Here is a 25,178-nt window from a genome sequence, read left to right as displayed (position 1 = left end):
CGTCAGGGAAACACCTTGATATTCAGGTGATAGCTAACATAATAATGATCAATCACCTATATTTAAGAATATATTTATACTCTTTAGTTCCTAATTTGCTTAATTAAAAATATTGATTTGTCAAGTTATCTAAATAAATTTCCTTTGCTGACAGCAGCGATGAATGCAGCCTAGCTGTTTATTAAGCAGCAACTAAGCTGCATTCATCCAGACACCGAACTATCCAGCTAAACTCTCGATGCTGAGAGGAACCATTTCGCCATTTCTGGTTAATCCTAACAACATAGGTTGTTGGGGTTGAATCAGTTGACCTGTGAGTACACAACGTTCTTCTTGTTGAGCTGTGGCTGCTATACTAGCTCGAATATCCGTTCGTGAAAATCGCGGTTTCCACTCGCCGGATTTTTGCTGTACATAATTCCAGAGAATATCTCGAATCAGGGCTTGATAACCCTGATTGCCAGCTATTTCTTTAAGTTTCTCTTTGAGTTCTCGCTCCAAGCGGATGCTAGTTACTTCCATATCGGTAGTTGGGGTGCGAGTAATTGTGTGCATGACTTTTTCTCCTTTAAAGTATGGACAGGATAGTAATACAAGTGTAGTATGTTTAAAGGAATGTTCAATAGGTGAAATTTTCTGTGAAATCCATTCATCCCATCTCTACTTTCTTACGCGCGACCAACTACCGATCTAGTTGGGAATTGGGTGCTGTGGGAGTGGAGTATTTATTTATGGGTGATGGTAGCCACCAGCCTGAGCAAATCACAGAGGCAGACTATGATTTTATATTTTTCAGCATTGATAGACTGAATGCCAAACCACAATCAAATTTAAGAAGCGGGAGGTACAGACAGAGAAATGCTGTACCAACATAAGACCGAACAACATGATGGTCAACTTTTACCCCCGCTTCACCTAAGTCAGAAGCGGGGGTTTTTTATTAAGGAGAGAAACTGTGACGACTGCAAGGCCGATGTTAGGGCAATCCCTGGTGGTTTTTTCGCGCGATTACTTACCACTGTGCCGGGTTAATATTAAGTGAGCCAGTGTCATGTTAATTACTGACAAAGCAGGACTTCCACTAGGTTATACAGAAGATGAATGGCGAATTAATTTATCCAACTTGATAGTTGATCTACCAAAGTATATTCGCCTCAAAATTGCAGTGATTGAACAGTCCACCAAATTTTGGATAAATGTGCAAGCAAACCTGGAATAGCAGGAGAGCATAAGGAATGCTGAAATTGACGTACACCGAAAGCAGTTTTTATTTGGAATATCTTGCTTTATCTTTAGAGGAATGGGTGAAAACACGGGTGATTTTGGCCTTACGTGTTGGCCAAAGTGTCTGTGTTGAACCCAGCACTGCTTCCTTCTTGCTACCTGCGGACTTGCCAGGAATTGAAGCACTGAAGGCAGAGGCTAGATTTGCTGACAGGGAAATCATAGATGTGTCCACTAGTGATGCTGAGTATGTGGAAATTACTCTGCGTGGTTATTGGCTATCAGATGGTTATGAAGATGGGGATGGCGTATTTGTAACCATGATTAGTGACGCGCCTAATTCACGCACAGAGTTATTTGTCTACAAATTATGGCAGGCGGCTCAAACTTGTGCTTCTGTGATGAGTGAATAAATTTGGGAATAGGGCATAGGGAATGGGGCATTGCTATTACTCTTCCCTATTCCCTATTTCTTATTGCCAATAAATATATTGTTTTTGTTGTTCTGAAAGATGATGATAATAATTAACTAGAAACTCATGAGTTAAAGCAGAAGTTGTGTAATGTAAATCTTTTTTTCTGCGCGCAGTGTAATCAAAAAATATGGCAAATCTATCATTGAGAGTTGGGGGCTTGCCACGATGAAAAATACTACTAGTGGCAGCAAAAATTACTGTCCCAGCAGATCCAACACAGGATTTATATTGTACTGGCGATATAGTATTTTGCATGGTTTGGTTAGTAATATAACCAGATGTGTAGTTTAAGGATTTAGCTACTTCTAGGGTTAAAGTTTGCGGCAGGTATTGAAATGGCCCTGTGTCTTCATCTACATCATTGATATAGATAATAATTTTAATGACTTGACGGTCTTCTGTATCTATGTGCCAAAGTCTGGAGCCTTGTTCTAGTTTGTTGGCAATATCTTGTCGGAAATATGCACCGTGATAAGCTACTGGTAAGCTCAGGTAATTTTCAATAATATTTAATAATCTTTGTTCCAATCCCCATAGGAAAATTTCGGGATATTCAAGCATTTGTGCTGCACTGGCATGAGCGACAAATCCATGTTTTTTGATATTAATATCAGGTTGAATATGGGGTGATAATTTCTTGGCTGACTGCAAAAGCTGTAAATTTGATTCAATACCTAATTCTTTTAAAGAAGTGATTGCTAAACCATGAGTTTGAAGGTTTTCAACTATATTAATGTCAGAATTAGAAAGATTAGGTAAATAGGGAATATGCTCTTGCAATTCTGTTTGATAAGCAATCTCATTATGGTATTTAATTATGGGTAAACATTGCATTAGTCTTAAAGTTTTATTTTGAATTTTATTTAAAATTTTCAGCATTAATTTATGTATCTACATTGATTATTTAACAAAACCATTTGTGCAGTAAATAGGGAGTGGGGAGCAAGATTAATCATACTAAAGTTATCTAAAGATATTGATAGCGTTTAGATATCCTGCTGAAGTTATAGACTTGTGGAAATTCTGAGTGATATGTATACAGTATTTGTACAAAGTCCTGATTAGAAAGCTAGATAGAACATCATTAAGGATAAATAAAGTTACTAGTGCCGATGCTAGCCGCAGGTCAATTTTATCCGCAACCATTCTTAAGTGCCAATTATTTTTGGCGATCGCTTTCTTTAGTGCTGAGTGCTGAGTGACGAGTGCTGAGTAGAAAGTAAGATTAATTGCACGGGGTGAATGCTGCGCTACCGCTAATAGCAGTCTTTTGGTCAATTCTTCACTAAAATTACCAGGAATCTATTGATATCACGCATTAGGTAGTTTTCGGCATCTTCCGCTATACTATCGCTAAAAATCTATCAACAGTAACATGGTGCGGTTTGTTTTGACAGCAGTTTTGCTGATGCTCTTGGTCGGTTGTGGCAATATTGGATTGTTACCAACTAGCGAGTTAGTGGAGAAAGCGATCGCACTCCAGCTAGAACAAACCCAACAGCAACTCAATCAGCAGTTAAATATCAAGTTCCAAGGGTTTAAAATTCAACATCTGAAAATTCGCCAAGAACAACCCCTGACGATTGAAAATTTACCGGCTTTTCGAGTCAAGGGAGACTACGATTTAGTTTTTCAGCTACCCCAAAGACAGTTGAAAAAACTGCAACAACCTTTTGATTTGTATTTACAGATCCAAAAGGAAGGTAAAACCTGGCGATTGCTGTTACCAACTAAGGAAAGTCTCAATGGTCAAACTGTTTGGCGTAGTTATGTGATTTTCTAAATATTGTATGCAGCTACAAAAAGCATCACAAACTTTTAGGTAGAAATTTCGCCGCCTAGACAAAATTAAGGTGGTAATTTCACTGAGTTGAGGCGGCTATATATGTATGTAAGTTTTTTTATTAGTTCCATTGCAGGAATTGTGGCTGTAGTGCTGCTGGCTTTTGGGGTGCTGCAATGGCTGCATATTCCCTCTGGGAATTTTCTCGATTGGGTGATTGGGGGTGCAAGTTTTTGGTGGTTATTGGTGATTGTGACTGTTCCTTGGAATATTCATTTTCAAGCCAAGGAAGTTTTAGCGGAAGCAGCACAATCAATTGACAAGCAAATCCCTGTAGATGAAAAGCAAGTTAACTATGTCAAAATCCTAGCCAAGCGATCGCTGTGGTTAGCTTTGGCTTTACACTTATTATCTGCAATTGGTCTTTATACCCTGGCGGCTACGGGGATCAGTGCTGTGGGTTATATCAGTTCTGGTGCGGCTTTGTTATTAACTATCTTACGTCCGGCAATTCGCGCTTATGAGTATTTATATGCCCGGCTAACGATGATTAGCCAAGAATGGAAGTATCCCCGTGAAGATATTGTGGAACTGCGCCAACGTTTTGACGCATTAGAACAGAAAATTGAAGTTTTAGAAAACCAACTCAATCCAGAACAACCGTACTCTTTAGCCGCTACACAGCAACGCTTTGCAGATGAAACCCGTAAAGAATTAGCCAAGATTGCTGCTAACTTAGAAGAATTTCGGGCTGTGAATCAAACTGAACATGACCGATTAGCAAGGGAAGCCAGAAATGCGATCGCCCAACTTTCCACAGATGGTCAATTTTTGGATCATGTGCGCGAAATCATTAGGTTTTTTAAGACAGCTTAATTTATACTGCTGATTGCGACTTATACATATCACATCTGTTTCTTTACGTCTTGTACCTAAAGGTAGAAAATAAAGGTTAACCGGAATTTAACTTGGATAATCTTTCAAGGCTAATTAAGCATGAAACACCTTCATTGCTTAATCCCTAAAGATTCAGAATCACCCGCCAATTTATTTGCAGTGCAACTGAGGTCAAATGACGCAATCTTGCAATTTAGTCAAAGAGTGGGAAGAACGTCGTGATACAGCCAATAGCTACTATAAGCAGGGAAGATTTCAAGAATATCTTGATCTAGTCAAGGAAAATTTACAGTTAGCTAGAGCAATTGCAGATCGAGCCAGAGAAGGGCATACATTAAATGATATGGGTTTAGCCTATCTGGGTTGTTGTCAGCTAGAACAAGCCTTAGAATCCTTTCATCAGGCTTTTGCTGTTGCAATTGAGATAGGCAACTTACAGGCTGAGGCTACCGCACTCAGCAATCTAGGTTCTACCCACAACCGGATGGGAAAAATTTCGCAAGCTTTAGAGTATTTAGATAAAGCGGCGGAAATTTTTCGGACATTAAAAGACACCCCAGGAGAAATTTCTACACTCAATGATATAGCCCTAATTTACATCAGAATAGGTGAACCTAAACGGTCTTTATTATTACACAATCAGATTTTAGCCATGCGTAGGCTGTTGGGAGACTTTTCCGGTGAGGCTACAACCCTCAACGGACTCGGATTTGCCTACAGTGTGTTAGGTGAGTATGAAAACGCTTTAGAATTTCTCCAAGCCGCATTGCCCATTCAAAAGGCTACTAAGAATGTTGTGGGTGAAGCAATTACTTTAAACAATATTGCTTCTATTTATATAGATATAGGACAACCGAAAAAGGCACTATTGCTCTATCATCAAGTGCTATTATCACGCCAGGCGATGGGCGATCGCTCTGGTGAAGCGAACACCCTCAACAATATGGGTTATATCTACAACCAACTAGATAGTCACCGCAAAGCCCTAAAACTCTACAGACAAGCCGTAGAAATTTATCAAAAACAGGGTGACTCACTTGGTGAGATTGCGACTTTGTTGAATATGGGTAGCCTCTACGCCAAAACCAAGCGTAAAAGTTTAGCGAGAGTGTGTTATCAAAACGCCCAACAACTAGCCGAAGCAATCGCTGATCCCAATATTCAAAAGAAGGTGAAGCAGTTTATTGATGCGCTTTAGTCAATAGTCATTAGGGAACAGGGAACAGGGAACAGGGAACAGGGAACAGAATCTTTAATTTTGAATTTTGAATTTTGAATTTTGAATTGATTCACTGCCCTATCTATTCGCATTCAAAAATCCGGCTGAATCATAGAGACGCTTTAGCATGGCGTTAATTTTGGTGCCGTAGTCTAAATCGGCTGACCAGCGTCCTGAGAGTTGTTCTATGAGTGGGGCTACGCCACGGGTGACAAATCTAAATCTAGGATCTACTACTTCATTCACTAGAGGTTCTAGACTGGCGTAGGCTTTGAGGTGTTGAATGTGCGCCCTGACTCCAATTCTGGCACTGGGAAAGGAAGCAGCTTCTGCACCTCCGCCAATAGAACCTAAACCAGCAAAGTTATTTTGCTCAGGTTTTAAATCTCCGCCAAAGCGTAAAAAGCCTGTTTCTAAGCACATTTGGCAGAAAGCAATGTCATAATTTACTCCTTCTAAATTCCCTTCTTCTCGATAGAGTTTGGGTAAATCAGGGAATTGGGTTAAGGCATTTTCATTATTGTTTCTTAAAAATAGTTGTAATTCTACTTCTGAGGTATTGCCATTAGACATAATTCTGTCAAATTGTCCGGGACAAATGACTAAATTAGAACGTAAGGTGACGGTGCGGGTGTTTGCATCCCAACTCACCGCAATATTAAAATCTCGTAATTCTACGGCTTTGACATAAACTATTTTGCGATAAGTAATGCGATTGACATTAGGGGCTTTTGATAAGTCAATTCGCAATCTGTCTACTAAATCGATGGGAATATAAGCATTGCCATTGACTAAAATGCCTTTTTCGGCGTAGTTCTGCCCGTTAATGTTAATGTTAATTTGTAAATAATTAGGATCGGCGGGAGTGCCTGGGGTGGGATCAATGACACGACTCCAAGATGCTAACCCATCGGCAATTCCTAAAGCGAAATCACGGCGGCGAGTTTGCAGCAAAGCCCGATCATCGGGATTACTGATAAAGCCGATTTGTAATAATAGAGAAGCGATCGCAATTTGCCGACAAAAGGCTAAATTTCCTAACCCGCTCTCGGTATCTGGTTTTACACCCCGATTTGGTAGTTGCGGAACACGGCGCAATAGTCCCACTAACAACAGTTCGCCATTACTGCGGCGTTCATTGTTATTAGCAATGTGAAACACACTCGCCCCCCGCACCGTGGGACTATTAGCAGCATCAGCATGAATTTCTAAAGCCACATCACCACGACGGACACGGGAATTAATCCAGCTAATAGTACCCGCCGCACTGAGATCATCAGGAACAGCCAATACTTCCAAATTCCGCGATCGCAATTCTGTGACAATCAAATCACGCAGCAGAATCATCTCCCTAGCTTCCGTAGTCCCCCCGGCGATCGCACCTGGATCTACCCTTCCCGCTTCCTGGCCTCCGTGTGCTGCTGAAATAAAGATGCGCCCCATTGACCGTATTTCCTCTTAATCAGATTAAGTGTAAGCAATTCTATACAATATTCTCGATTTGGCAACAAGAATATAATAAGGCAGGAGGTATGTAGCAGGGGGGCAGGGAGCAGGGGGTGAGACAGCGCGGTCTTGGGGGTTTCCCCCATGAGCGACTGCGAACCCGAAGGGCAGGGGAGAAAAACTGTTGACTATTGACTATTAACTATTGACTAATATGCAAATTCCGCGCTTACACCCAGACACAATTGAAGAAATTAAACACCGTGCTGATATTGTGGATGTTGTATCAGAGTATGTGGTACTACGGAAGCGCGGTAAGGATTTTGTGGGTTTGTGTCCTTTCCACGATGAGAAAAGCCCCAGTTTTACCGTCAGTCCCAATAAGCAAATGTATTATTGCTTTGGCTGTCAAGCTGGGGGTAATGCGATTAAGTTTTTGATGGATTTGGGTAAGCACTCTTTTGCTGAGGTGGTGCTAGATTTAGCTAGGCGTTACCAAGTACCTGTCAAAACTCTTGAACCAGAACAACGCCAAGAATTACAGCGTCAACTGTCTTTGCGGGAACAGTTGTATGAGATTTTGGCTTCAACTGCACAGTTTTATCAACACGCTTTACGTCAGTCTCAAGGACAATCGGCACTAAAATATTTACGTAGCGATCGCCAGTTTAATGAAGCTACTACCCAGCAGTTTGGTTTGGGTTACGCGCCTCCTGGCTGGGAAACTCTCCACCGCTATTTGGTAGAAGATAAGCATTATCCTGTACAACTGGTAGAAAAGGCGGGTTTGATTAAGCCACGGAAGGAAGGTAGCGGGTATTATGATGTATTTCGCGATCGCTTGATGATTCCGATTCGGGATGTACAAGGGCGAGTGATTGCTTTTGGTGGTAGAACATTGACTGATGAACAGCCAAAGTATTTAAATTCCCCAGAAACAGAGTTATTTAATAAAGGTAAAACTTTATTCGCTTTAGATCAAGCCAAAGCCGGAATTTCCCAACTAGATCAAGCGGTAGTAGTGGAGGGATATTTTGATGCGATCGCCCTTCATGCTGCGGGGATTAATAATGCTGTCGCTTCTCTTGGTACAGCCTTGAGTTTGGAACAAATCAGATTGATGTTACGCTACACTGACTCCAAACAATTGGTACTTAATTTTGATGCTGATAAAGCGGGAACAAATGCAGCAGAACGCGCCATTGGGGAAATTGCTGATTTGGCGTATAAGGGTGAAGTGCAACTAAAAATTCTCAATATTCCCGATGGTAAAGATGCTGATGAATATTTGCGTTCCCATAGCAGAGAAGACTATGAACAACTATTAATCAATGCGCCGTTGTGGATAGATTGGCAGATTCAACAAATTATCAAAGACCGTAATTTAAAACAGGCTACAGATTTTCAACAAGTTACACAACAAATAGTTAAATTACTCAAAAATATAGTTAACGGTGATACACGCAACTATTATGTTTCTTACTGTGCAGAAATTCTCAGTTTAGGTGACACAAGAATCATCCCTCTAAGAGTTGAAAATTTATTAACTCAAATCTCTCCAACTACATCTATACAAAAAAAAATAACTAAATCTTCCCAATCCCAAATCCCCAGTCCCCAATCCCCAGCCGCCACAGAACGCAGTCTACTAGAACAAGCAGAAGCTTTATTACTGCGGATTTATTTACATTGTGCAGAACAACGGGAAGCGATTTTTGCAGCCTTAGAAGAAAGAGGATTAGAATTTAGCCTTTCTCACCATCGATTTTTGTGGCGAGAAATTTTTGAGTTATATGGTGAACAAATAGATTTAATTTCATCTTTACAAGATAGATATTTAGAATTAGCTGAAGATATTAGTTCAATTGCTCATTTGTTTTATTTGAATGAGAAAAGTAAGAAAGAAATTATGCGTACTCCGCAGGTTGTGCAGGCTGCGATCGCTTGTATGGAAAGAGTGTTGAGAGAAAAGCGATATCGGCACTTTTTAGAACTGTGGCAAGAAACAGATCCAGACACAGAACCAGACAAGTGGCAATCTTATTATCAAGCATTTTACAGCGAAAAATTGAAGCTGCAAGAATTGGATCGTGAGCGACAATTTTCTATTACAGAACTTTTGTGATAAATTATTTTTGTTGTTGTTGTTGATAACTTTGAGCTACTTTTCTAACTTGCTCAATATCTAAACTCAAAGCTTCAGCTATCTGTTCGATAGTTGCACCTAAACTTAGCATGAAGGCTATACCTTCTAGCCTACCTTCTAGCCTACCTTCTTCCTTACCTTCTTGATAAACTTTGGTTTGTTTTAAATCGCCTAACCCTAACATCTGCTGAATCTCCTCTCGGCTAGCTTTAGGAAACTTGTAGATAATTATCGTCTCTATTAATTGTAGAATATCCCGTTGGGTAATTGTATCTGTTATTTGTTGTTTAGCTATAGCTATTAACTCTTTGGCTTTCGTTACCGCAGTGGTTTCTGGTTCAATGACTAACTTAACTGTTTCTATCCCAAGAGATCGTTCACCTGTGGAATTTAATTCATCCAGATAAACGCGTTTTACTCTTTGGGGTGTCAGTAGTTCGATATATCTTGCTGTTTCTCCTATATCTAGGTTTTTACTGGGATAAACAATCACTCCTTGCCAATTATTCGATAATTCTGTTTTATCTAGATATAGGAAGATTTCTGTAAAGAAACGTGAATATAATTTTCTATCTGGTTGAAATTGAACTTCAACAAAATAAATAGGTTGTGATGTGTCGTTATGGAGAATAAATACGCCATCGATCCGAAACGCCAGTTGCTTGACTTCAACTGATGCAAATTAATAAGTGTTGGCTGTTGTTGCAGGTTGGTCAATTAGTTCAAAAAAATATTGGGGAAACTTTGAAATAGTTGGTAAAATATGCTGTCAGTTTTCACGAAAAAAGGAGAAAGATTTCTTGCGTAGGTATGACTTGCATATTTCCAGTTTTGATGGCGAAATGTCAAGTTTTTGATGCTAAATAAATTTTTATGAATTTTATTGATATTTCTCTCGAAATGATTAATTAAATAGCTTGCTTTCTCTGCACATAAAGGTAATCACAATACAATGCCCAAGTAGCACCAAATAAGCCACTAATAGAACCAGCGATCGCAGCTGTTACACCCCATCCTAAAGGGCCAATCCAATTAGTGATTTCTTTTAACATTGCAGTGGTTACTTTACTGACTAAATAAGCTGTGCCTGTAGCAGTAAGCGTTACTATTCCTAAGTCTGTCAATATCTGTATCAGTTCTTTATTTGATAAGTCTTGTGCAAAATAGATTTTCCAAATAGTGGTATACATTAAAATATCGGCAGATGTTAATATTACCTGTTTGGGAATTTCTCCGCCTGGTGTTGGTGCTACTGAAGCAGTCGCACTACCAATAGCATAGCTAGCAATTGCTAAGACTGTTTCTACTCTTTTTCTACCTAAATTATTCATTTTTTGCCTCCAATATAATTGGGTGATCATTATTTAATGAATATAGGCAATATATCTATTATCAAACTGATTCCTTATTAGATTTATCGCATACTACCCACATCTATTAACCGTATCTAAAGCAACATATTAGGCAATAATTAATAATTACCGTAATTCATCAAATAACTCATGAAAACCTCCAGTATTTTCCCCGATTTAATCCTTAAATTCAAGTCTATAATTTAGAAGAAAATACATAATATTTGGATATAAATAAAGTCCGCTTGCGCGGACTAAGGAAATTGGATAAGGTTAGGTTATTACCAAGATGGCCTATTATCTTGCTATAGGCTAACTTAATTTTTTATCAATATTTTGATTTTGGCAAGTAATACACATCGATTTATTAGACTTAAAATCAACAAATATGTCTGTAATGCTTATGAACAATTTACACCCATTATCTATATTTTTTTATGATTAACCAAATTTCTCTATAAAAGATATGAATAATTATATTTAAAAGTAATTTAAATCACTGGTGATTACAGACATAAATCAAGGCATTATGTCTATTTACTTATTTTCCTATTCGGGAGAATTGAATAAAAATAAAAATGTGGTTCACGAGGATAACCCTGGATATTATTCCAGGGTTTTATTTATTCAAAAAATATTAATTTTGTCCAGGATTCAAATATTTTTCTTCCCCTAAACCCCTACACCCTTACACCCCTATACCCTTTCACCCCTACATTTCTTGAAAGGACGGTATTTTCAATCTGAAGATAGATTTTTTAATGATGCTAGAGTTTCATCACACCAATCTATCCAAGCTTGCTCATGTTTAATCCCAGCCATTAAGACTAAATTCCTCAGTCTCTCTTCCTTAGTGGATAATTCTGATACTGAACATTTTTCTTTCTCAATTTCCCGATAAGTTAATAATTTTTCAACGTGAATTCTCCGATGGCGTTCCACATCTGCTATCAATACATTCACTGATACTAAGCCACCGGAAAAAATTTTTACTAACAAGTCTTCTCTAATCACATCTGGTTCAGTTGGCTTTTGCATCCACTCTACTAGCTGTTGTTTTCCTATTTCTGTAATTGAGTAAATTTTCTTATCTAAACGACCTTCGCGGGGAACAACTTCAGAAACAACCAAACCTGCTGACTCCAGTTTTCCCAGTTCTCTGTAAATTTGCTGCTGGGAAGCTTGCCAAAAATAACCCACAGACTCACTAAAGACCTTAGATAGATCATAACCACTGTGGGGTGCATCAATTAAACAGGTCAGAATTGCTTGTGATAAACCCATAAGGAACTACTTGACAGATATTTTCTTCAGTGTACACTGGAATTTGTATACAACAAGTTGAATAAATATAGTTTTACAAAGAAGTTGTATATAGTAAATTTAGCTGCCAAATTAGGCGGTGACTTCATGCAAAATCTTAATGCAGGCGGAATTAAGAATTTTAAGTATCCCAACAGACTGTTAATTGTGGGTGCTGTGACTTTAGCTGTGGCTAGTGGTGCAAGTTCGTTATATTTTGTATTGAATGGGCGAAATACCGGAGAAAAAAGCACTCCTGTAGTGATAGATAACCGTCCTGTCATAAAAGCTGTGACAGCGTTAGGACGTATAGAACCTGAAGGCGAAGTCATACAAATATCCGTTTCTCAGACTGCGGGTAGTAACCGTGTAGCGGAACTGTTGGTGAAACAGGGCGATCGCATTCAAAAAGGACAGATTATTGCTATTCTGGATAATCGGGAGACTCGGCTAGCAGCACTAAAAGTCGCCCAACAACGGGTAAAAGTCGCACAATCACAACTAGCACAGGTAAAAGCCGGGGCAAAACAGGGAGAAATTGCTGCCCAACAAGCCTTAATATCAGAACTAGAAGCGGAACTGCGTCAAGAAGTAGCGGCGAGAGTAGCCACAGTTAAACGCCTAGAAGCCGAAGTGAGAAATGCTCAACTAGAATATCAGCGTTATCAATATCTGCAAGAAACTGGTGCTGTTTCTGCGTCGATGCGGGATAGTAAAAAATTAACCTTAGAAACAGCACAAGAGAGTTTACGAGAAGCCGTAGCTAACCGCACTCAAACATCAGAAACCCTCAACGAAAGACTCAGACAAGCCAAAGCCACCCTAGAAAAGATTGCAGAGATACGTCCTACCGATGTACAAGCAGCACAAGCAGAAGTAGAAAATGCTCAAGCCGCCGTACAAGAAGCTAAAGCTAACTTAGATTTAGCCTATGTCAGAGCTACCAAAGACGGTCAAGTTTTAAAAATTCACACTTGGGATGGCGAAGTAGTCAGCGATAAAGGAATTGTCGAAATTGGACAAACCAATCAAATGTACGTTGTTGCAGAAGTCTATGAAACCGACATTAATCAAGTCAAAATCGGACAACGTGCAACCATCACCCAAGTCAACCTCCCTGGAAAACTAGAGGGAACAGTCAATGAAATCGGTTTACTGATAGCCAAAAAAGACGTACTCAACACCGATCCCGCCGCAGACATCGACGCAAGAGTAGTAGAAGTCAAAATCCGCCTCACCCCAGAATCAAGTCAACGAGTAGCGAGTTTAACTAATTCTAAAGTCAGAGTCATGATTAGTAGGTGAGTGCTGAGTAATGACTAATGACTAATGACTATTGACTATTGACTAATTATCTATGTTCAAACGCAAAATTCCTTTAGCATGGTTGCAATTGTCGCGGGAAAAGGCACGGATGTTAGTGGCGATCGCTGGTATTGCGTTTGCAGATGTGCTAATGTTCCTACAACTGGGTATTCGTGAAGCTTTATTTGATGGTGCAGTACAATTCCACAACAGTCTGGAAGGTGAAATTGTATTAGTTAGTTCTCGTTATAAAGCCTTAATTTCCCTTGATCAATTCTCACAAAGAAGACTATATCAAGCACTGGGTTTTACAGGGGTGCAATCAGTTAGTCCGATTTATTTAGATTCTGTTCCCTGGAAAAATCCTGATAATCAACAGACTTGGCAAATTTTCGCGATTGGGTTTAATCCAGAAGAAAAAGTTACTAATCTACCAGGTGTACAAGAAAATTTAAACGCCTTGAGAGAACCCGATACAATTTTATTTGACCGTGGTTCGCGTCAAGAATTTGGACAAATTGTCACTAAGTTTGAAGGTAATCATCAAGTTAGCACAGAGTTAAATAACCGCAAAATAAATGTTGTTGGTTTATTTAGGTTAGGAACGTCTTTTGGCATCAATGGCAATATCATTACTAGTGATGTGAATTTCTTGCGGCTGTTTGGTAATCAAAGAAGACAACAAGGTTTAATAGATTTTGGATTAATTAAATTAGAACCAGAAGCAGATGTCAATTGGGTAATTGCTAATTTAAAAGCTAATTTACCTAACGATGTACAAGTTCTTTCCAAACAGGAATTTGTAGCTAGAGAAAAAAGTTTTTGGAATACTAGCACACCTGTAGGATTTACCTTTACTTTAGGTGCAATTATTGGTTTTATTGTTGGGGCGGTAATTGTTTATCAAATACTTTATAGTGATGTTTCTGACCATTTACCAGAATATGCCACACTCAAAGCCATAGGGTTTAAAAATCGCTATTTACTAGTAATGGTATTTCAAGAGGCGTTAATTTTAGCAGCTATTGGTTTTATTCCTGGATTTGCCATATCTCAAGGTTTATACTTAATCACTCGCCAAGCGACATTGTTACCAATCATGATGACGATTGAAAGAGCAGTTTTGATATTCATCCTTACCACCTTGATGTGTACAATTTCTGCCTCTATTGCCATACAAAAATTACAAGCTGCCGACCCTGCCGATATTTTTTAAAAGTCATTCCCAGTCACCATTTCCCAATCACTAGCCCCTAACTATGTCATCTGCGATCGCGATTTCCCATCTCAACCATTATTATGGTGTAGGTTCACTCAAAAAACAAATACTTTTTGATATCAACTTAGAAATTCAAGCAGGCGAAATTGTCATTATGACAGGGCCTTCTGGTTCAGGTAAAACTACTTTACTAACACTAATTGGCAGTTTACGTTCTGTACAATCAGGTAGCCTGAAAATATTAGGTAAAGAACTATGTGGCGCAACTAAAAATGAAATGGTCGAAGTCCGCCGCCATATTGGCTATATATTTCAAGCCCATAACCTATTAGGTTTTCTCACAGCCCAACAAAATGTGCAGATGCCATTTGAAATGAATAATGCTGTTCCCTTTCGAGAAGCACAAGCTAAAGCAGCCGCAATGTTAACTACAGTGGGCTTAGGAGAAAGACTAAATTACTATCCCGATGGACTATCAGGCGGACAAAAACAAAGAGTTGCTATTGCTAGGGCTTTAGTCCATCACCCTCAATTAGTATTAGCTGATGAACCAACAGCCGCTTTAGATAGTAAATCAGGTAGAGATGTAGTCAATTTAATGCAGCAATTAGCCAAAGAACAAGGTTGCACAATTCTCTTAGTAACCCATGATAACCGCATTTTAGATATTGCTGATCGCATTATTCGGATGGAAGACGGCTATTTAGTTAAATCTGAGGCATAGCAATAAAAAAGTTTGTAGTAAGGACTTTAGTCCTTAATCCCAAAACTCTTTTTTCAAAAATCTCCAGATTCTATTTTTAACAAAAATATTCTGTTGTCAAAAGGCAATTTATGAACAGTTGGCAAAAACGTATATACACTCGCTATGGAACTTGGGCGGTAGTAACTGGTGCATCCTCCGGGATAGGCCGTGAGATGGCATTTCATTTAGCAGAAGCAGGGTTTAACCTTATTTTGTGCGCCCGTAGTCAAGAGACTCTCAAGCAAATAGCCACTACTCTCACGACTAAATATAGTATTGAAGTTCAGGTTGTCAAACTAGATTTTTCTGAAGAGAAAGCAGCCGCAACCCTAGAAGTTGTAACCCGAAATTTAGATGTCGGTTTACTCATTGCATCTGCTGGTTTTGGTACTTCAGGATCATTTCTGAATTCGCAATTAGAACCAGAAATAGAAATGCTCAATGTTAACTGCCGCGCACTTTTAGAATTAAGCTGGTATTTTGGGCGACGGTTTGTCAAACGTGGTCGTGGTGGGATAGTGTTGATGAGTTCCATTGTGGGATTTCAAGGTATGCCATTTGCTGCCCACTATGCAGCTACTAAAGCCTATGTCCAGACTCTAGCCGAAGCACTATATGTTGAACTTGCACCTTTAGGCGTTGATGTTCTCTCTTCTGCGCCAGCCCCCACAAATAGTGGTTTCGCCAGTCGCGCTGGTATGCGAATGGGTATGACGATGAACCCCTTAGCTGTAGTGCAACCAACATTAAAAGCCTTGGGTCGTCAGCCTACAATATTGCCAGGAATACTATCAAAATTTTTAACATACTCCCTCAGCCCGTTGCCACGATGGGCAAGAGTTCGCATTATGGGTGGAGTCATGGAAGGCATGACCAAACATCAGGTAAAAACCAATAATATTGGCTGAAAATAGATAAGTAGAACAGGGAAATAATTAAAGGTTGGTAATGAGAACTTTAGTTCTCTCTAAGTATGTGTAGGGTGTGTTAGGCGTAAGCCGTAACGCACCAAAAGCCTTGGTAGTAGGTGCGTTACGCTGTCGCTAACACACCCTACTATCTAGGTATCTGTTCAAAAATCAAATATAAGTCCTATATGACTAAGAATAATTGAAGATAAATATGATTTTTTATTCAAAAATAATCATATCCTCTAGTTCTGACATCATCTGGTCTAGTAAATCTTCCATCATTTCCTCATTCATAGAATTGAGAGTGGCTGGCCCCTTGAGAAATTCTTTAATGGTCATTTTCTGGTCACGGAAACTCTGCACAAAATCACGAATTTGGGCGACAATATTAATTTGTTGTTCCATTGTCTGCACCATAAAGTCTACATAATCTACACCTTGTTTAGCAGCCTTGCGCGCATCTGCCAACATTGCCCCTTCAGGAGTATTTTTAGCTAACCTTAATTCCCGCTTGAGGTTTTCATATTGATTAGATAGAATTTCGTTTTGTTGTTCTAGACTTTTACATTTACGGGTCAAGTCATCTTCACTATTATTATCAATAGTTTCACCTAATTGATGTTGTCTTTCAATTTCTAGAAGTCTAGCTAAATCACCTTCTTGATAAGCCTTATTGATTTCCTTCATAATCTCTGTATGATTCTGTAGGGTTTCTTGATCTTGGACTTTATCAGGGTGAAAAATTTCTGCTAATTTCAAAAAGGTTTGACGAATCTTTCTTGATTCATCTGTTCTAGCTGTGGAGGGAGTGTCTAAGGGTTGTTGAGTTTGCCAATTGGGACGACGATGTGTATTGCTATCTTGCTCACTATCTTCTTGAGAGCGAAAATTTTCAAATAATTCATCTAGTTCTGAATCGTCTGTATCTTCATCAGTATGTTTTTCTTTAAAACTGATAACTCCAGAAAATTGTAAATTACGGTAAACTTTTTCTACATTATTTTTAGTTTGCTTACCAAATTTTCTTTTAGTCAAAATTTCATCAAACAGAGCATGAATTTCTTGGTCAAGTTCTGCCATTTTTTGGAAATTAGGCGTAGCTTTATGAAATATATCTGTGGCTAAAGAACGCATCTTTTCCACAAAATTATTGAGTTCTGTACGTTTTCTTTTGATCTGTTTGAGTATGGATTGATGTTCTTTTTCTAGTACATCTAAACGAATATGTAAATCGGAAAGGGCTAAAGATGTTGTTTGATTGTTGCGGGGTGTGCGGGGCGGAGATGCTGCTTTGCGGGGCATGGAAGGTGTAAGGTAATTTTAGGGTTGAAAGCAGAATACCTGCAAGTTCAGTGGAAATCAACAGACATAAGATACATTTATTAGTCAATAGTCAATAGTCAATAGTCAATAGTCATTAGTCATTAGTCATTGGTCATTGGTCATTGGTTATTGGTCATTAATCGTTAGTATTTCTTTCCCTGTCTCCCTTGTATCCCGTAAACCCTTACACCCTTACACCCCTAAATCTTAGACTAACAGTCTGATAAAATACCATAGAGCATTAACCAACAGGTGTTATGGCGAAACGTCTTTTAGTCGTTGAATCTCCTGGTAAAGTTAAGAAACTCAGCCAAATTCTGGGTGCAGAGTGGATAGTCCGGGCTAGTTGTGGACATATTCGCGAACTGAGCAATCAGGGTGAGGATTCGCTGGGGTTTAGTATGGAGGGCGGTAGTGTCCGATGCAACTATGTACCGCGTGACCAACGTGCCAAGGAGACTATTCAACAACTTAAGGCGTTTAGTAAGCAAGTAGATGAGGTTGTTTTAGCAACTGACCCAGACCGGGAGGGAGAAACGATCGCCTGGCATCTCAAAGAAGTGTTAGGATTACGTGATGCTAAACGGGTGATTTATACCGAAATTACTGCATCGGCGGTGAGAAATGCGATCGCTCACCCCAGAAAGTTAGACTTAAATTTGGTAGGTGCGGGATTATGCCGCGATTGTCTCGATAAATTGGTAGGTTATAAAGGTAGTCCCTTAGTTTGGGCTTTGAATAACGGTGCTAAAAGTGTCGGTAGAGTCCAAAGTGCGACACTCCACCTGATTTGTCAGCGTGAAAGAGAAATTCAAACCTTCGTTCCCCAAGATTATTGGAATGTTTGGGTTGATTATCAAGAGGGTTTTCGGGCTTTTTACAAAGGGACGACGGACACAGCAAAGGAAACCGAACAGCAAGAAGCAGAAACCCATGATGATGCTGCTGATAACACCACAAAAGCACCAGAATCTAAGCGGGTGCTGTCAGAAGCAGAAGCTATTAGGTTAACTGAAACAGCAAAACAGCATCCCCATCAAGTAATTCTCGTAGAAGGTAAGACAGTCCAACGCCAACCGCCACCACCTTTTACCACCTCCACATTACAACAAGCCGCCGGTTCTAAGCTGAAATTTGCCCCAGATAAAACTATGCAGGTGGCGCAAAAGTTATACGAGGCGGGGTTAATTACCTATATGCGAACCGACTCAGTGATGTTGAGTCCTGAATTTTGCGAGAGTGCGCGCCAGTGGTTAGAACAAAACGACCCGCAAAATGTCCCGCCTAAAGTCGCCAAGCACCGCAGCAGCAAAACAGCCCAGGAAGCCCACGAAGCCATTCGCCCCACAGATGTATTTCGTCCTTCAGTACAATTACGAGAAGAACTACCAGCAGATGAATTTAATTTATACGTGATGATTTGGAAACGGGCAATGGCTTCTCAATGTCGTTCCGCCCAACTCCGCAAAACTTTAGTCGTCACGCAGTCGGGGAATCTGTTGTGGCAAGCCAGGGGGCAAATTATCGAATTTTACGGTTATGCCAAGTATTGGAATAATCTCAGTAAAGATTCGGTGTTACCTGAGTTACAACAAAAACAGGCTTTAACCCTAGACAATGCCAATTTTGAGAAAAAACAAACACAACCACCGCCACGCTACAGCGAACCCAAATTAGTGCAACTCATGGAACGCAAAGGCATCGGTCGCCCTAGTACCTATGCTCCCACAGTTGCCACCCTCAAGCATCGGGGTTATGTAGAGTTAGCCAAGGGCAATTTACAACCCACCCCATTAGGGCTAGAAGTTGACGCTTTTTTACAGAAAGCACTGCCAGATTTACTAGAAGCAGAATTCACAGCTAAGATGGAAGACGCTTTAGATGCGATCGCTCAAGGTAAACAAGGCTGGCAACAATATCTCACCAATTGGAATCAAGATTACTTTGTCCCCGCCCTTTCCAAAGCTAAAAATGTAGTGGTGGGTGTATCAACTAGTACGACATCTACACCACGCCAATACGAAACCTCTAGAACACGTTGCCCAGAGTGTAACAATTGTCTTTCTAAAATTAAAAGCAGTAAACTCCAGAAAAAATATTTTCTCAAATGTACTAGCGGCTGTGAAAACATTGTACTGTTTTGGAGCGATCGCACGAAAAGTTGGGAAGCACCCAAAAACCAAGCAAGCGGCACAGAAAATAAAGCCAAGCCGCCTGCTAAGGTAACTTCTTATTCTTGTCCAGTGTGCAAGCAGCCTTTAGAGGAGTACAGTTACACCAAAGATGGACAGTCGAAAACCATGTTAAGGTGTTCCAATCCTAAGTCACGCCAGGATAAGAAACATCAAGATGTAGCCTATTTCAGTACCCAGAAAGGTTGGTGGAGTCCGAAGTTTGGCGAACTGGGAGAGGCAAAGGGCGCAAGCAAGGCAAGATAGACACAAGGTTTCTTGTATCAATGCTTTGGCTTTGCGGTAAGTATTTTTGAAAAGCTCACGCAAAGGCAAGGCAGCGCGTTGGGCGGGTTTCCCGACTTAAAGCGACTGCCGCGCAAAGACGCAAAGTGGCTTCTCGCAGAGTAGGCGCAAAGAAGGGCGCAGAAGATGACAAGGTAGGATTTCACTATGCCCAATGCCCCATTCCCTATTCGTGAAATTCCGGCAAATCATTAGGCGCGCCACAGGCGGAAATGTTACCTGTGAAGTTTACGTCTGCCACGAGTTCTGGGTGCGCTTGTTTGCGTTGGGCGATTTGTTCGCGGGTGAGAATTTTGGATTCGTCGAAACCTAGTTCGATTTCTGTTTGTAATCCTTTATACTTGACTCGTTTTAAGTTGTAGAAGCGTTTGTTGAGGGTGGTTTGGACGAATGCTTTTAGACAACCTAAAAGATATCTGCGCTTAAAGGGATCTTTGACGAACCAATATTCTAAGGTTTTGCGGAGGTAGAAACGGGCGTAGTTTCGCAACACTCCTTTGAGAACGTCTTCCCTTTCCATCGCATCGGGTTTCATGATGGGGGTGACAAAGTTATATTGCGAATAGTCCCGAACTTCGACGCGATCGCCTAAATCTTGGAATAATTCAGAAAATGGCCAAGGGGTAAACATATTCCAGTTCACCATGTCGGTTTGCCAATCCAAAGCCATTTTATAGGTTTCTTCAATGGTTTCCGGGGTTTCGTTTTCCAAACCCATAATAAATTGAGCTTCAGCAACCATGCCATTTTTTCTTAATAGTTGAACCGCTTTTTTGTTCTGCTCAATTGTGGTTTCTTTGCGGAACAAATTCAACTTTAATTGGGCGGCTGCTTCTGTTCCCAAGGAAACGTGAACCAGTCCAGCTTTACGATACAGAGGTAATTCCTCTTCGTCCCGCAAGATATCTGTCACCCTGGTATTAATTCCCCAATAAACGCCTAAATTGCGTTCGATTAATTCGTTACATAGGGCAATAAATTTGGGTTTGTTAATAGTTGGTTCTTCATCAGCCAGAATAAAAAATCCAACTTTGTGTTTTTTCACCAGAATTTCAATCTGATCAACAAATTTTTTGGGAGTGCTGGAACGGTATTTGCGCCAGAATGCCCACTGAGAACAGAAACGACAGGAAAAAGGACATCCTCTAGCATAGTTGGGAACAGCCACCCGCACATTTAAAGGAGTGTAAATATATTTACTCCAGTCTAAAAGACTCCAATCTGGGGTGAGAGTATCTAAATCAGCAATGGGGGGATGGGCGGGTGTAGCGATAACTTGCCCATCTTCAATGAAGGCGATACCTAAAATATTACGGCGATCGCGCTCATCTGTACCATTTGCGATCGCGGTAATTAAATTCACCGTAATTTCTTCGCCCTCACCCCGGATAATATAATCTACCCAAGGAGCTTCCTGAAACACCTCATTATACATATAGGTAGGATGCACCCCACCCATGATGGTTTTCGCTTGGGGACAAACCTCTTTAACAATCCTTAAGGTGGTTTGCGACTGGTAAATCATTGGGGTGATAGCTGTCGCCAGCACCACATCCGGCTGATGTTCAGCAATAATTTTGGCTAAAGCATCATCAGCAATATAATCCGTCATCGCATCAACGAAGCGAATATCATTAAAGCCTGCTGTCTTTAACGCTCCACCCACATAAGGAACCCAACTTGGTGGCCAATTCCCGGCAATTTCCGCACCACCAGAATGATAGTTGGGTTGAATCATCATGATCCGCATAATCTACCTCCTAATTAGGAACTGGGGACTGGTGATTAGGGACTGGGATTTTTACACTGCTCAATGCCCAGCGAATACCAATTCGCAATTCGCAATTCGCAATTAAAAACTTAGATGCAGCAAACCTTTCACGGTTTACATCTGTATCAAGGTTTTCATGAATTGGTATAACAGCACCGTCAAGCTAGTGCTATCCTATAGGTTGCTTCCCCGACTTCCTGAAAAAAGTCGCGGATCTTAATCAACGCTAACCACTCCGTATATTGATGAAAAGTTATGATGAGGATGCTAATCGAACGATAAATTACCATTTATCCACACATCCTTATATAACTTTATAGTTATTAATCCTTAAAATAAAGTTCCTGTTTGAAAAATTAATAGTTAGTCAATAGTTATTGGGGACTGGGGACTGGGGAATCGGGAATCGGGAATCGGGAATAGTGAGAAATAGACTTGATTATCAATGCCCCATGCCCCATGCCCCATGCCCTAACTCTTCGCCAAAGGCAATCTCACCGTAAAAGTCGCCCCTTGTCCTAAGCCGGGACTCTCGGCTTTGACTGTCCCGCCGTGTATTTCGACGAAATGACGAACAATTGCTAGCCCTAGTCCAATACCACCTTCTACTCTGGTGGTTTTCGAGTCTGCTTGACGGAAGTATTCAAAGACATGGGGTAAAAATTCGGGTGTAATGCCTTTACCAGTGTCAATTACCTGGATTTGGGCTTCTTCTTCTATCTTTTCTAACCTGACTTCCACCTCTCCCCCAGGGGGTGTGAATTTGACAGCATTAGAGAGTAAATTCCAGACTACCTGCTGTAAGCGATCGCTATCTCCCATGACTGGGCTAATATTGTCATCGAGTAAGGTGTGAATAGGGATTGATTTAGCGTCTGCGGCCAGGCGCACTGTCTCTAGTGCAGCTAAAATTGCGGTGCGTAAATCTACTCGCCGTATATTCAAGTTGAGCTTACCCTGTAAGATGCGGGATACATCGAGTAAGTCATCAATTAATTGTGTTTGTAATTTGGCGTTGCGTTCAATGGTTTCTAATGCTTGGGTAATGGTGGCTTCATTATACTTGCGGGTGCGGAGTAACTTTGCCCATCCCAAAATCGGATTGAGGGGGGTTCTGAGTTCATGGGAAAGGACGGTGAGAAATTCATCTTTGACGCGGTTGGCTGACTCGGCGGCTGCACGGGCGTTTTTTTCGGCTTCGTAAAGTTGAGCGCGTGCGATCGCTTGGGCAGCTTGTTGTGCTAACGTCAACATAAATCTTTGGTTGTCGTCCGTAAACTCTTGTTCTTTGGCAAAACTTAATCCTAAAACGCCAATTGTCTGCTGTTCGACAATCAGAGGAATACAAGCAAAGGCACAATTACCTGTAAGATAGGGGACATTGGCAATAACTGGGTATTGACTGGCTAAGGCGGCGATATTTTCTAAAAAAATGGGTTTTCCTGTTCTCGCTGCTACTGCGATGGGAACATTCGCCGTGATGGGAAAACTAGCCCAACTTTCCCTAATCGAGTCAGGATAACCGATGGCTTCTATAATCTTGAGTGACTTACCACCTGCTTCGATTAACACGACGGAACCAGCCACAGCACCCAAAGCCCCAATTCCCTGATTAACCACCACATCAGCCACCTGTTGAGGAGTGAGGGCTTCTGAGAAAGCAGCAGTAATGCTTTGTAACCTAGCTGTGCGACTTGCAGCCATTTCTGCGGCTTGTTTTGCCCGTTGAGTTTCTTGGAGTGCCAGTTGGCGATCGCTAATATCTTCTACAATGCCAAAAGCATATTGTGCCTCTCCCTCATCATTACACACTGCCGAAGAGGTCAAATTCACCCAGATCATCGAACCATCTTTGCGAATGTATCGTTTTTCTAGAGAATAACTGCTAATCTCCTGCGTCAAGACTCGTTGGGCATGATTCCAGTCATTTGCTAAATCATCAGGATGAGTAATATCCTGAAATCTCATTTGAATTAACTCTTCATCACTATAACCAGTGAGTCTACAAAGAGCTGGATTGACTTGCAGAAATTGCCCATCTAAAGAAATGAGGGCTATACCTAAAGCCGCCTGATCAAACATTGCCCTAAATAAAGCTTCACTCTTGCTGAGTGCTTGTTCTGTTAGCTTTTTTTGCGTAATATCCAGACCAGTCACACCCACACCGAGTAATTGCCCATCCGGTAAACAAACAGGATAGTAACTCACCAACCCCCAGCGATAAACCCCTGATGGATATGTTTCTCCCTTAACTTCTTGATTCAGCAAGGGTGCTTTCGTGGACATAACTCCAGATAAAATTGGCTCAATTTGATCAACCCAACTTGGTAAAACTTCTCGGAAAGTACGTCCAATATGTTGACTTTGTGGTACACCATTAATCGCAGCTAGTGCTTCATTCACATAAACATAGCGGAGTTCTGTATCTAAAAAAGCCAGGGCTACGGGAGAACTGGCTAACCAAGCATTCATTAAGGCTAAAGATTCTTCTTTTTGTTGAATAGCTGCTTGCAAACTCTGTCGCAATTTTGCTTTTTCTTGTTCTACCTGTTGACGCTGAGTAGTATTGATGGCTACACAGGTAATACCCTGAATTTTCTCATTGATTTTCAGAGTTTCTACCAATAGATCATAATAAAGAACTTGTCCCCGCAAAATTACACGCACTTCTTCACGAGCGGCAACATCATTCTCTAAAACTCTGCGCTTAATACTTGTTAACTGCTCTGCTATTTCAGGGGGAAATAATTCATCATCAGACTTGCCCAAAATTTCTGCCGCACTAGTGCCTTGGAGATTATGAATCCACTGATAGCGCAAATTCTGATCTTGCTGAAATACTATAATATCTGAGTTACTTAATGCTAATCTAAACCTAGCATCACTAGCTTTGAGTTTCTGTAAATTGACCTCATCTCGATGTTTGGCATTTCTTAAAACCACAAACAAAACAGTCAAAAGTAACCCTTGTACAATGAACAAAGTCAGTTTGACAAGATTGGCAATATCAAAAGATAGCTCAAATTTCGGCAGCAGAAAAAAGTAGTCGCCGAGGACAACAGATAAGCCAGTTGCTAATAGCCCTGAATTCCAGCCACCACTCCAAGCACTTAGGATTACAGCACTAAAAAATAGTAGAAACGGAGTGCTACTCATTTCTACCCAAGGTTCTAGCATTAGCATGAATATGAGTGCCAACATTACTGTTACCACGACAATGCCAACGCGTAACAAAGAAGAAAGAGCAGTGTAGGGCATGGAAATTTAGAACAACCAATACTGATTGCAGATGATTTATTTAACCTAAGCTAGTTTGCATAGTTTTGTAACTTATCCCTAGATAGATTGTCTCATTATCAAAAAAGACTTCTTTAGTTAGATGCTAAATTTTAATTGAGTTGATTATTCAGGCAAAAATGATATTTATAAAGCAAAATTTATCTAATATTTTTTTAAATTATCCAGATGTATGACAGGTTAATAACTTGATTTTTAAAACTTCATGATTATTTGAAAAAATAGTTAATTCGATTTTGGGAAAAGAGTGACACAAAAGTTAACTCATTCAGAAGTTTGCACGAA

21 protein-coding genes are annotated in these 25,178 nt (G+C 40.3%); 12 read left to right on the top strand and 9 right to left on the bottom strand.

Annotated features, from left to right (window positions below; translation table 11 throughout):
* Positions 1 to 219: 219 nt before the first annotated feature.
* Positions 220 to 555, bottom strand: a complete 336-nt coding sequence (locus ACQFX9_RS07265) for a hypothetical protein (RefSeq protein WP_103139386.1) — start codon at positions 553 to 555, stop codon at positions 220 to 222.
* 71 nt (positions 556 to 626) lie between these two features.
* On the opposite strand from ACQFX9_RS07265, the gene ACQFX9_RS07260 reads away from it, so the two are divergent.
* From ACQFX9_RS07260 to ACQFX9_RS07250, 3 genes are all read left to right on the top strand, one after another.
* Positions 627 to 875: a hypothetical protein gene (locus tag ACQFX9_RS07260; protein WP_427161375.1), complete on the top strand. Its 249-nt coding sequence runs from the start codon at positions 627 to 629 to the stop codon at positions 873 to 875.
* A 176-nt stretch (positions 876 to 1,051) separates the two neighbouring features.
* A complete protein-coding gene (locus ACQFX9_RS07255; RefSeq protein WP_427161374.1) occupies positions 1,052 to 1,219 on the top strand; it encodes a hypothetical protein in 168 nt (55 codons plus the stop codon).
* A 16-nt stretch (positions 1,220 to 1,235) separates the two neighbouring features.
* On the top strand, positions 1,236 to 1,637 hold the full coding sequence (locus ACQFX9_RS07250; protein ID WP_427161373.1) for an alr0857 family protein: 402 nt from the start codon (positions 1,236 to 1,238) through the stop codon (positions 1,635 to 1,637).
* 60 nt (positions 1,638 to 1,697) lie between these two features.
* On the opposite strand, the gene ACQFX9_RS07245 is transcribed toward ACQFX9_RS07250, so the two are convergent.
* Entirely contained in the window at positions 1,698 to 2,534 is an 837-nt protein-coding gene (locus ACQFX9_RS07245) for a 2OG-Fe(II) oxygenase (RefSeq protein WP_427161372.1), read from the bottom strand.
* A 541-nt stretch (positions 2,535 to 3,075) separates the two neighbouring features.
* Between ACQFX9_RS07245 and ACQFX9_RS07240 the strand changes: the two genes are divergently transcribed.
* From ACQFX9_RS07240 to ACQFX9_RS07230, 3 genes are all read left to right on the top strand, one after another.
* Entirely contained in the window at positions 3,076 to 3,483 is a 408-nt protein-coding gene (locus ACQFX9_RS07240) for a hypothetical protein (RefSeq protein WP_427161371.1), read from the top strand.
* A gap of 102 nt (positions 3,484 to 3,585) precedes the next feature.
* On the top strand, positions 3,586 to 4,359 hold the full coding sequence (locus tag ACQFX9_RS07235) for a hypothetical protein (protein ID WP_427161370.1): 774 nt from the start codon (positions 3,586 to 3,588) through the stop codon (positions 4,357 to 4,359).
* Between the two features lie 196 nt (positions 4,360 to 4,555).
* Positions 4,556 to 5,578: a tetratricopeptide repeat protein gene (locus tag ACQFX9_RS07230; protein WP_427161369.1), complete on the top strand. Its 1,023-nt coding sequence runs from the start codon at positions 4,556 to 4,558 to the stop codon at positions 5,576 to 5,578.
* 99 nt (positions 5,579 to 5,677) lie between these two features.
* On the opposite strand, the gene tftA is transcribed toward ACQFX9_RS07230, so the two are convergent.
* On the bottom strand, positions 5,678 to 7,042 hold the full coding sequence (gene tftA, locus ACQFX9_RS07225) for a hormogonium tapered terminus morphoprotein TftA (protein ID WP_427161368.1): 1,365 nt from the start codon (positions 7,040 to 7,042) through the stop codon (positions 5,678 to 5,680).
* A gap of 217 nt (positions 7,043 to 7,259) precedes the next feature.
* On the opposite strand from tftA, the gene dnaG reads away from it, so the two are divergent.
* The gene (gene dnaG / locus ACQFX9_RS07220) at positions 7,260 to 9,170 is read left to right on the top strand and encodes a DNA primase (RefSeq protein ID WP_427162823.1); all 1,911 of its coding nucleotides are present in this window, start codon (positions 7,260 to 7,262) and stop codon (positions 9,168 to 9,170) included.
* Positions 9,171 to 9,174: 4 nt separating this feature from the next.
* Here the strand turns inward: dnaG and ACQFX9_RS07215 are convergent, their stop codons facing one another.
* The 3 genes from ACQFX9_RS07215 to ACQFX9_RS07205 all read right to left on the bottom strand — a co-directional run bounded on the left by ACQFX9_RS07215 (position 9,175) and on the right by ACQFX9_RS07205 (position 11,827).
* On the bottom strand, positions 9,175 to 9,822 hold the full coding sequence (locus ACQFX9_RS07215; RefSeq protein WP_427162822.1) for an Rpn family recombination-promoting nuclease/putative transposase: 648 nt from the start codon (positions 9,820 to 9,822) through the stop codon (positions 9,175 to 9,177).
* A 277-nt stretch (positions 9,823 to 10,099) separates the two neighbouring features.
* Positions 10,100 to 10,522 carry a hypothetical protein gene (locus ACQFX9_RS07210; protein WP_427161367.1) on the bottom strand — a complete coding sequence of 141 codons (423 nt, stop codon included), beginning with the start codon at positions 10,520 to 10,522 and terminating at the stop codon, positions 10,100 to 10,102.
* A gap of 759 nt (positions 10,523 to 11,281) precedes the next feature.
* On the bottom strand, positions 11,282 to 11,827 hold the full coding sequence (locus ACQFX9_RS07205; RefSeq protein WP_427161366.1) for a PadR family transcriptional regulator: 546 nt from the start codon (positions 11,825 to 11,827) through the stop codon (positions 11,282 to 11,284).
* Positions 11,828 to 11,953: 126 nt separating this feature from the next.
* Between ACQFX9_RS07205 and ACQFX9_RS07200 the strand changes: the two genes are divergently transcribed.
* The 4 genes from ACQFX9_RS07200 to ACQFX9_RS07185 all read left to right on the top strand — a co-directional run bounded on the left by ACQFX9_RS07200 (position 11,954) and on the right by ACQFX9_RS07185 (position 16,022).
* On the top strand, positions 11,954 to 13,150 hold the full coding sequence (locus ACQFX9_RS07200) for an ABC exporter membrane fusion protein (protein ID WP_427161365.1): 1,197 nt from the start codon (positions 11,954 to 11,956) through the stop codon (positions 13,148 to 13,150).
* A gap of 52 nt (positions 13,151 to 13,202) precedes the next feature.
* Entirely contained in the window at positions 13,203 to 14,366 is a 1,164-nt protein-coding gene (gene devC, locus ACQFX9_RS07195; protein ID WP_427161364.1) for an ABC transporter permease DevC, read from the top strand.
* A gap of 43 nt (positions 14,367 to 14,409) precedes the next feature.
* A complete protein-coding gene (locus tag ACQFX9_RS07190; protein ID WP_427161363.1) occupies positions 14,410 to 15,093 on the top strand; it encodes a DevA family ABC transporter ATP-binding protein in 684 nt (227 codons plus the stop codon).
* A 110-nt stretch (positions 15,094 to 15,203) separates the two neighbouring features.
* The gene (locus ACQFX9_RS07185) at positions 15,204 to 16,022 is read left to right on the top strand and encodes an SDR family NAD(P)-dependent oxidoreductase (protein WP_427161362.1); all 819 of its coding nucleotides are present in this window, start codon (positions 15,204 to 15,206) and stop codon (positions 16,020 to 16,022) included.
* Positions 16,023 to 16,244: 222 nt separating this feature from the next.
* Here ACQFX9_RS07185 and ACQFX9_RS07180 read toward each other — a convergent pair whose 3' ends face one another.
* Positions 16,245 to 17,327 carry a molecular chaperone DnaJ gene (locus tag ACQFX9_RS07180; protein ID WP_427161361.1) on the bottom strand — a complete coding sequence of 361 codons (1,083 nt, stop codon included), beginning with the start codon at positions 17,325 to 17,327 and terminating at the stop codon, positions 16,245 to 16,247.
* Between the two features lie 278 nt (positions 17,328 to 17,605).
* Between ACQFX9_RS07180 and topA the strand changes: the two genes are divergently transcribed.
* The gene (gene topA, locus ACQFX9_RS07175; protein WP_427161360.1) at positions 17,606 to 19,786 is read left to right on the top strand and encodes a type I DNA topoisomerase; all 2,181 of its coding nucleotides are present in this window, start codon (positions 17,606 to 17,608) and stop codon (positions 19,784 to 19,786) included.
* A 205-nt stretch (positions 19,787 to 19,991) separates the two neighbouring features.
* On the opposite strand, the gene bchE is transcribed toward topA, so the two are convergent.
* Positions 19,992 to 21,575 carry a magnesium-protoporphyrin IX monomethyl ester anaerobic oxidative cyclase gene (bchE, locus tag ACQFX9_RS07170; RefSeq protein ID WP_427161359.1) on the bottom strand — a complete coding sequence of 528 codons (1,584 nt, stop codon included), beginning with the start codon at positions 21,573 to 21,575 and terminating at the stop codon, positions 19,992 to 19,994.
* A gap of 492 nt (positions 21,576 to 22,067) precedes the next feature.
* On the bottom strand, positions 22,068 to 24,854 hold the full coding sequence (locus ACQFX9_RS07165) for a PAS domain S-box protein (protein ID WP_427161358.1): 2,787 nt from the start codon (positions 24,852 to 24,854) through the stop codon (positions 22,068 to 22,070).
* Between the last annotated feature and the right edge of the window lie 324 nt (positions 24,855 to 25,178).

Origin of the sequence: Aliinostoc sp. HNIBRCY26 (assembly GCF_050235535.1) — a bacterium.
Classification (GTDB): domain Bacteria; phylum Cyanobacteriota; class Cyanobacteriia; order Cyanobacteriales; family Nostocaceae; genus Trichormus.
Note: the sequence above shows the minus strand (reverse complement) of the source record. Positions and strands in the feature narration are given on the sequence as shown.

Excerpts from the sequence above, each read along its gene's own strand:
- ACQFX9_RS07265 (WP_103139386.1), bottom strand. The coding sequence starts at position 555 with ATGCACACAATTACTCGCACCCCAACTACCGATATGGAAGTAACTAGC.
- ACQFX9_RS07255 (WP_427161374.1), top strand. The coding sequence starts at position 1,052 with ATGTTAATTACTGACAAAGCAGGACTTCCACTAGGTTATACAGAAGAT.
- ACQFX9_RS07250 (WP_427161373.1), top strand. The coding sequence starts at position 1,236 with ATGCTGAAATTGACGTACACCGAAAGCAGTTTTTATTTGGAATATCTT.
- ACQFX9_RS07245 (WP_427161372.1), bottom strand. The coding sequence starts at position 2,534 with ATGCAATGTTTACCCATAATTAAATACCATAATGAGATTGCTTATCAA.
- ACQFX9_RS07240 (WP_427161371.1), top strand. The coding sequence starts at position 3,076 with ATGGTGCGGTTTGTTTTGACAGCAGTTTTGCTGATGCTCTTGGTCGGT.
- ACQFX9_RS07235 (WP_427161370.1), top strand. The coding sequence starts at position 3,586 with ATGTATGTAAGTTTTTTTATTAGTTCCATTGCAGGAATTGTGGCTGTA.
- ACQFX9_RS07230 (WP_427161369.1), top strand. The coding sequence starts at position 4,556 with ATGACGCAATCTTGCAATTTAGTCAAAGAGTGGGAAGAACGTCGTGAT.
- tftA (WP_427161368.1), bottom strand. The coding sequence starts at position 7,042 with ATGGGGCGCATCTTTATTTCAGCAGCACACGGAGGCCAGGAAGCGGGA.
- dnaG (WP_427162823.1), top strand. The coding sequence starts at position 7,260 with ATGCAAATTCCGCGCTTACACCCAGACACAATTGAAGAAATTAAACAC.
- ACQFX9_RS07210 (WP_427161367.1), bottom strand. The coding sequence starts at position 10,522 with ATGAATAATTTAGGTAGAAAAAGAGTAGAAACAGTCTTAGCAATTGCT.
- ACQFX9_RS07205 (WP_427161366.1), bottom strand. The coding sequence starts at position 11,827 with ATGGGTTTATCACAAGCAATTCTGACCTGTTTAATTGATGCACCCCAC.
- ACQFX9_RS07200 (WP_427161365.1), top strand. The coding sequence starts at position 11,954 with ATGCAAAATCTTAATGCAGGCGGAATTAAGAATTTTAAGTATCCCAAC.
- devC (WP_427161364.1), top strand. The coding sequence starts at position 13,203 with ATGTTCAAACGCAAAATTCCTTTAGCATGGTTGCAATTGTCGCGGGAA.
- ACQFX9_RS07190 (WP_427161363.1), top strand. The coding sequence starts at position 14,410 with ATGTCATCTGCGATCGCGATTTCCCATCTCAACCATTATTATGGTGTA.
- ACQFX9_RS07185 (WP_427161362.1), top strand. The coding sequence starts at position 15,204 with ATGAACAGTTGGCAAAAACGTATATACACTCGCTATGGAACTTGGGCG.
- ACQFX9_RS07180 (WP_427161361.1), bottom strand. The coding sequence starts at position 17,327 with ATGCCCCGCAAAGCAGCATCTCCGCCCCGCACACCCCGCAACAATCAA.
- topA (WP_427161360.1), top strand. The coding sequence starts at position 17,606 with ATGGCGAAACGTCTTTTAGTCGTTGAATCTCCTGGTAAAGTTAAGAAA.
- bchE (WP_427161359.1), bottom strand. The coding sequence starts at position 21,575 with ATGCGGATCATGATGATTCAACCCAACTATCATTCTGGTGGTGCGGAA.
- ACQFX9_RS07165 (WP_427161358.1), bottom strand. The coding sequence starts at position 24,854 with ATGCCCTACACTGCTCTTTCTTCTTTGTTACGCGTTGGCATTGTCGTG.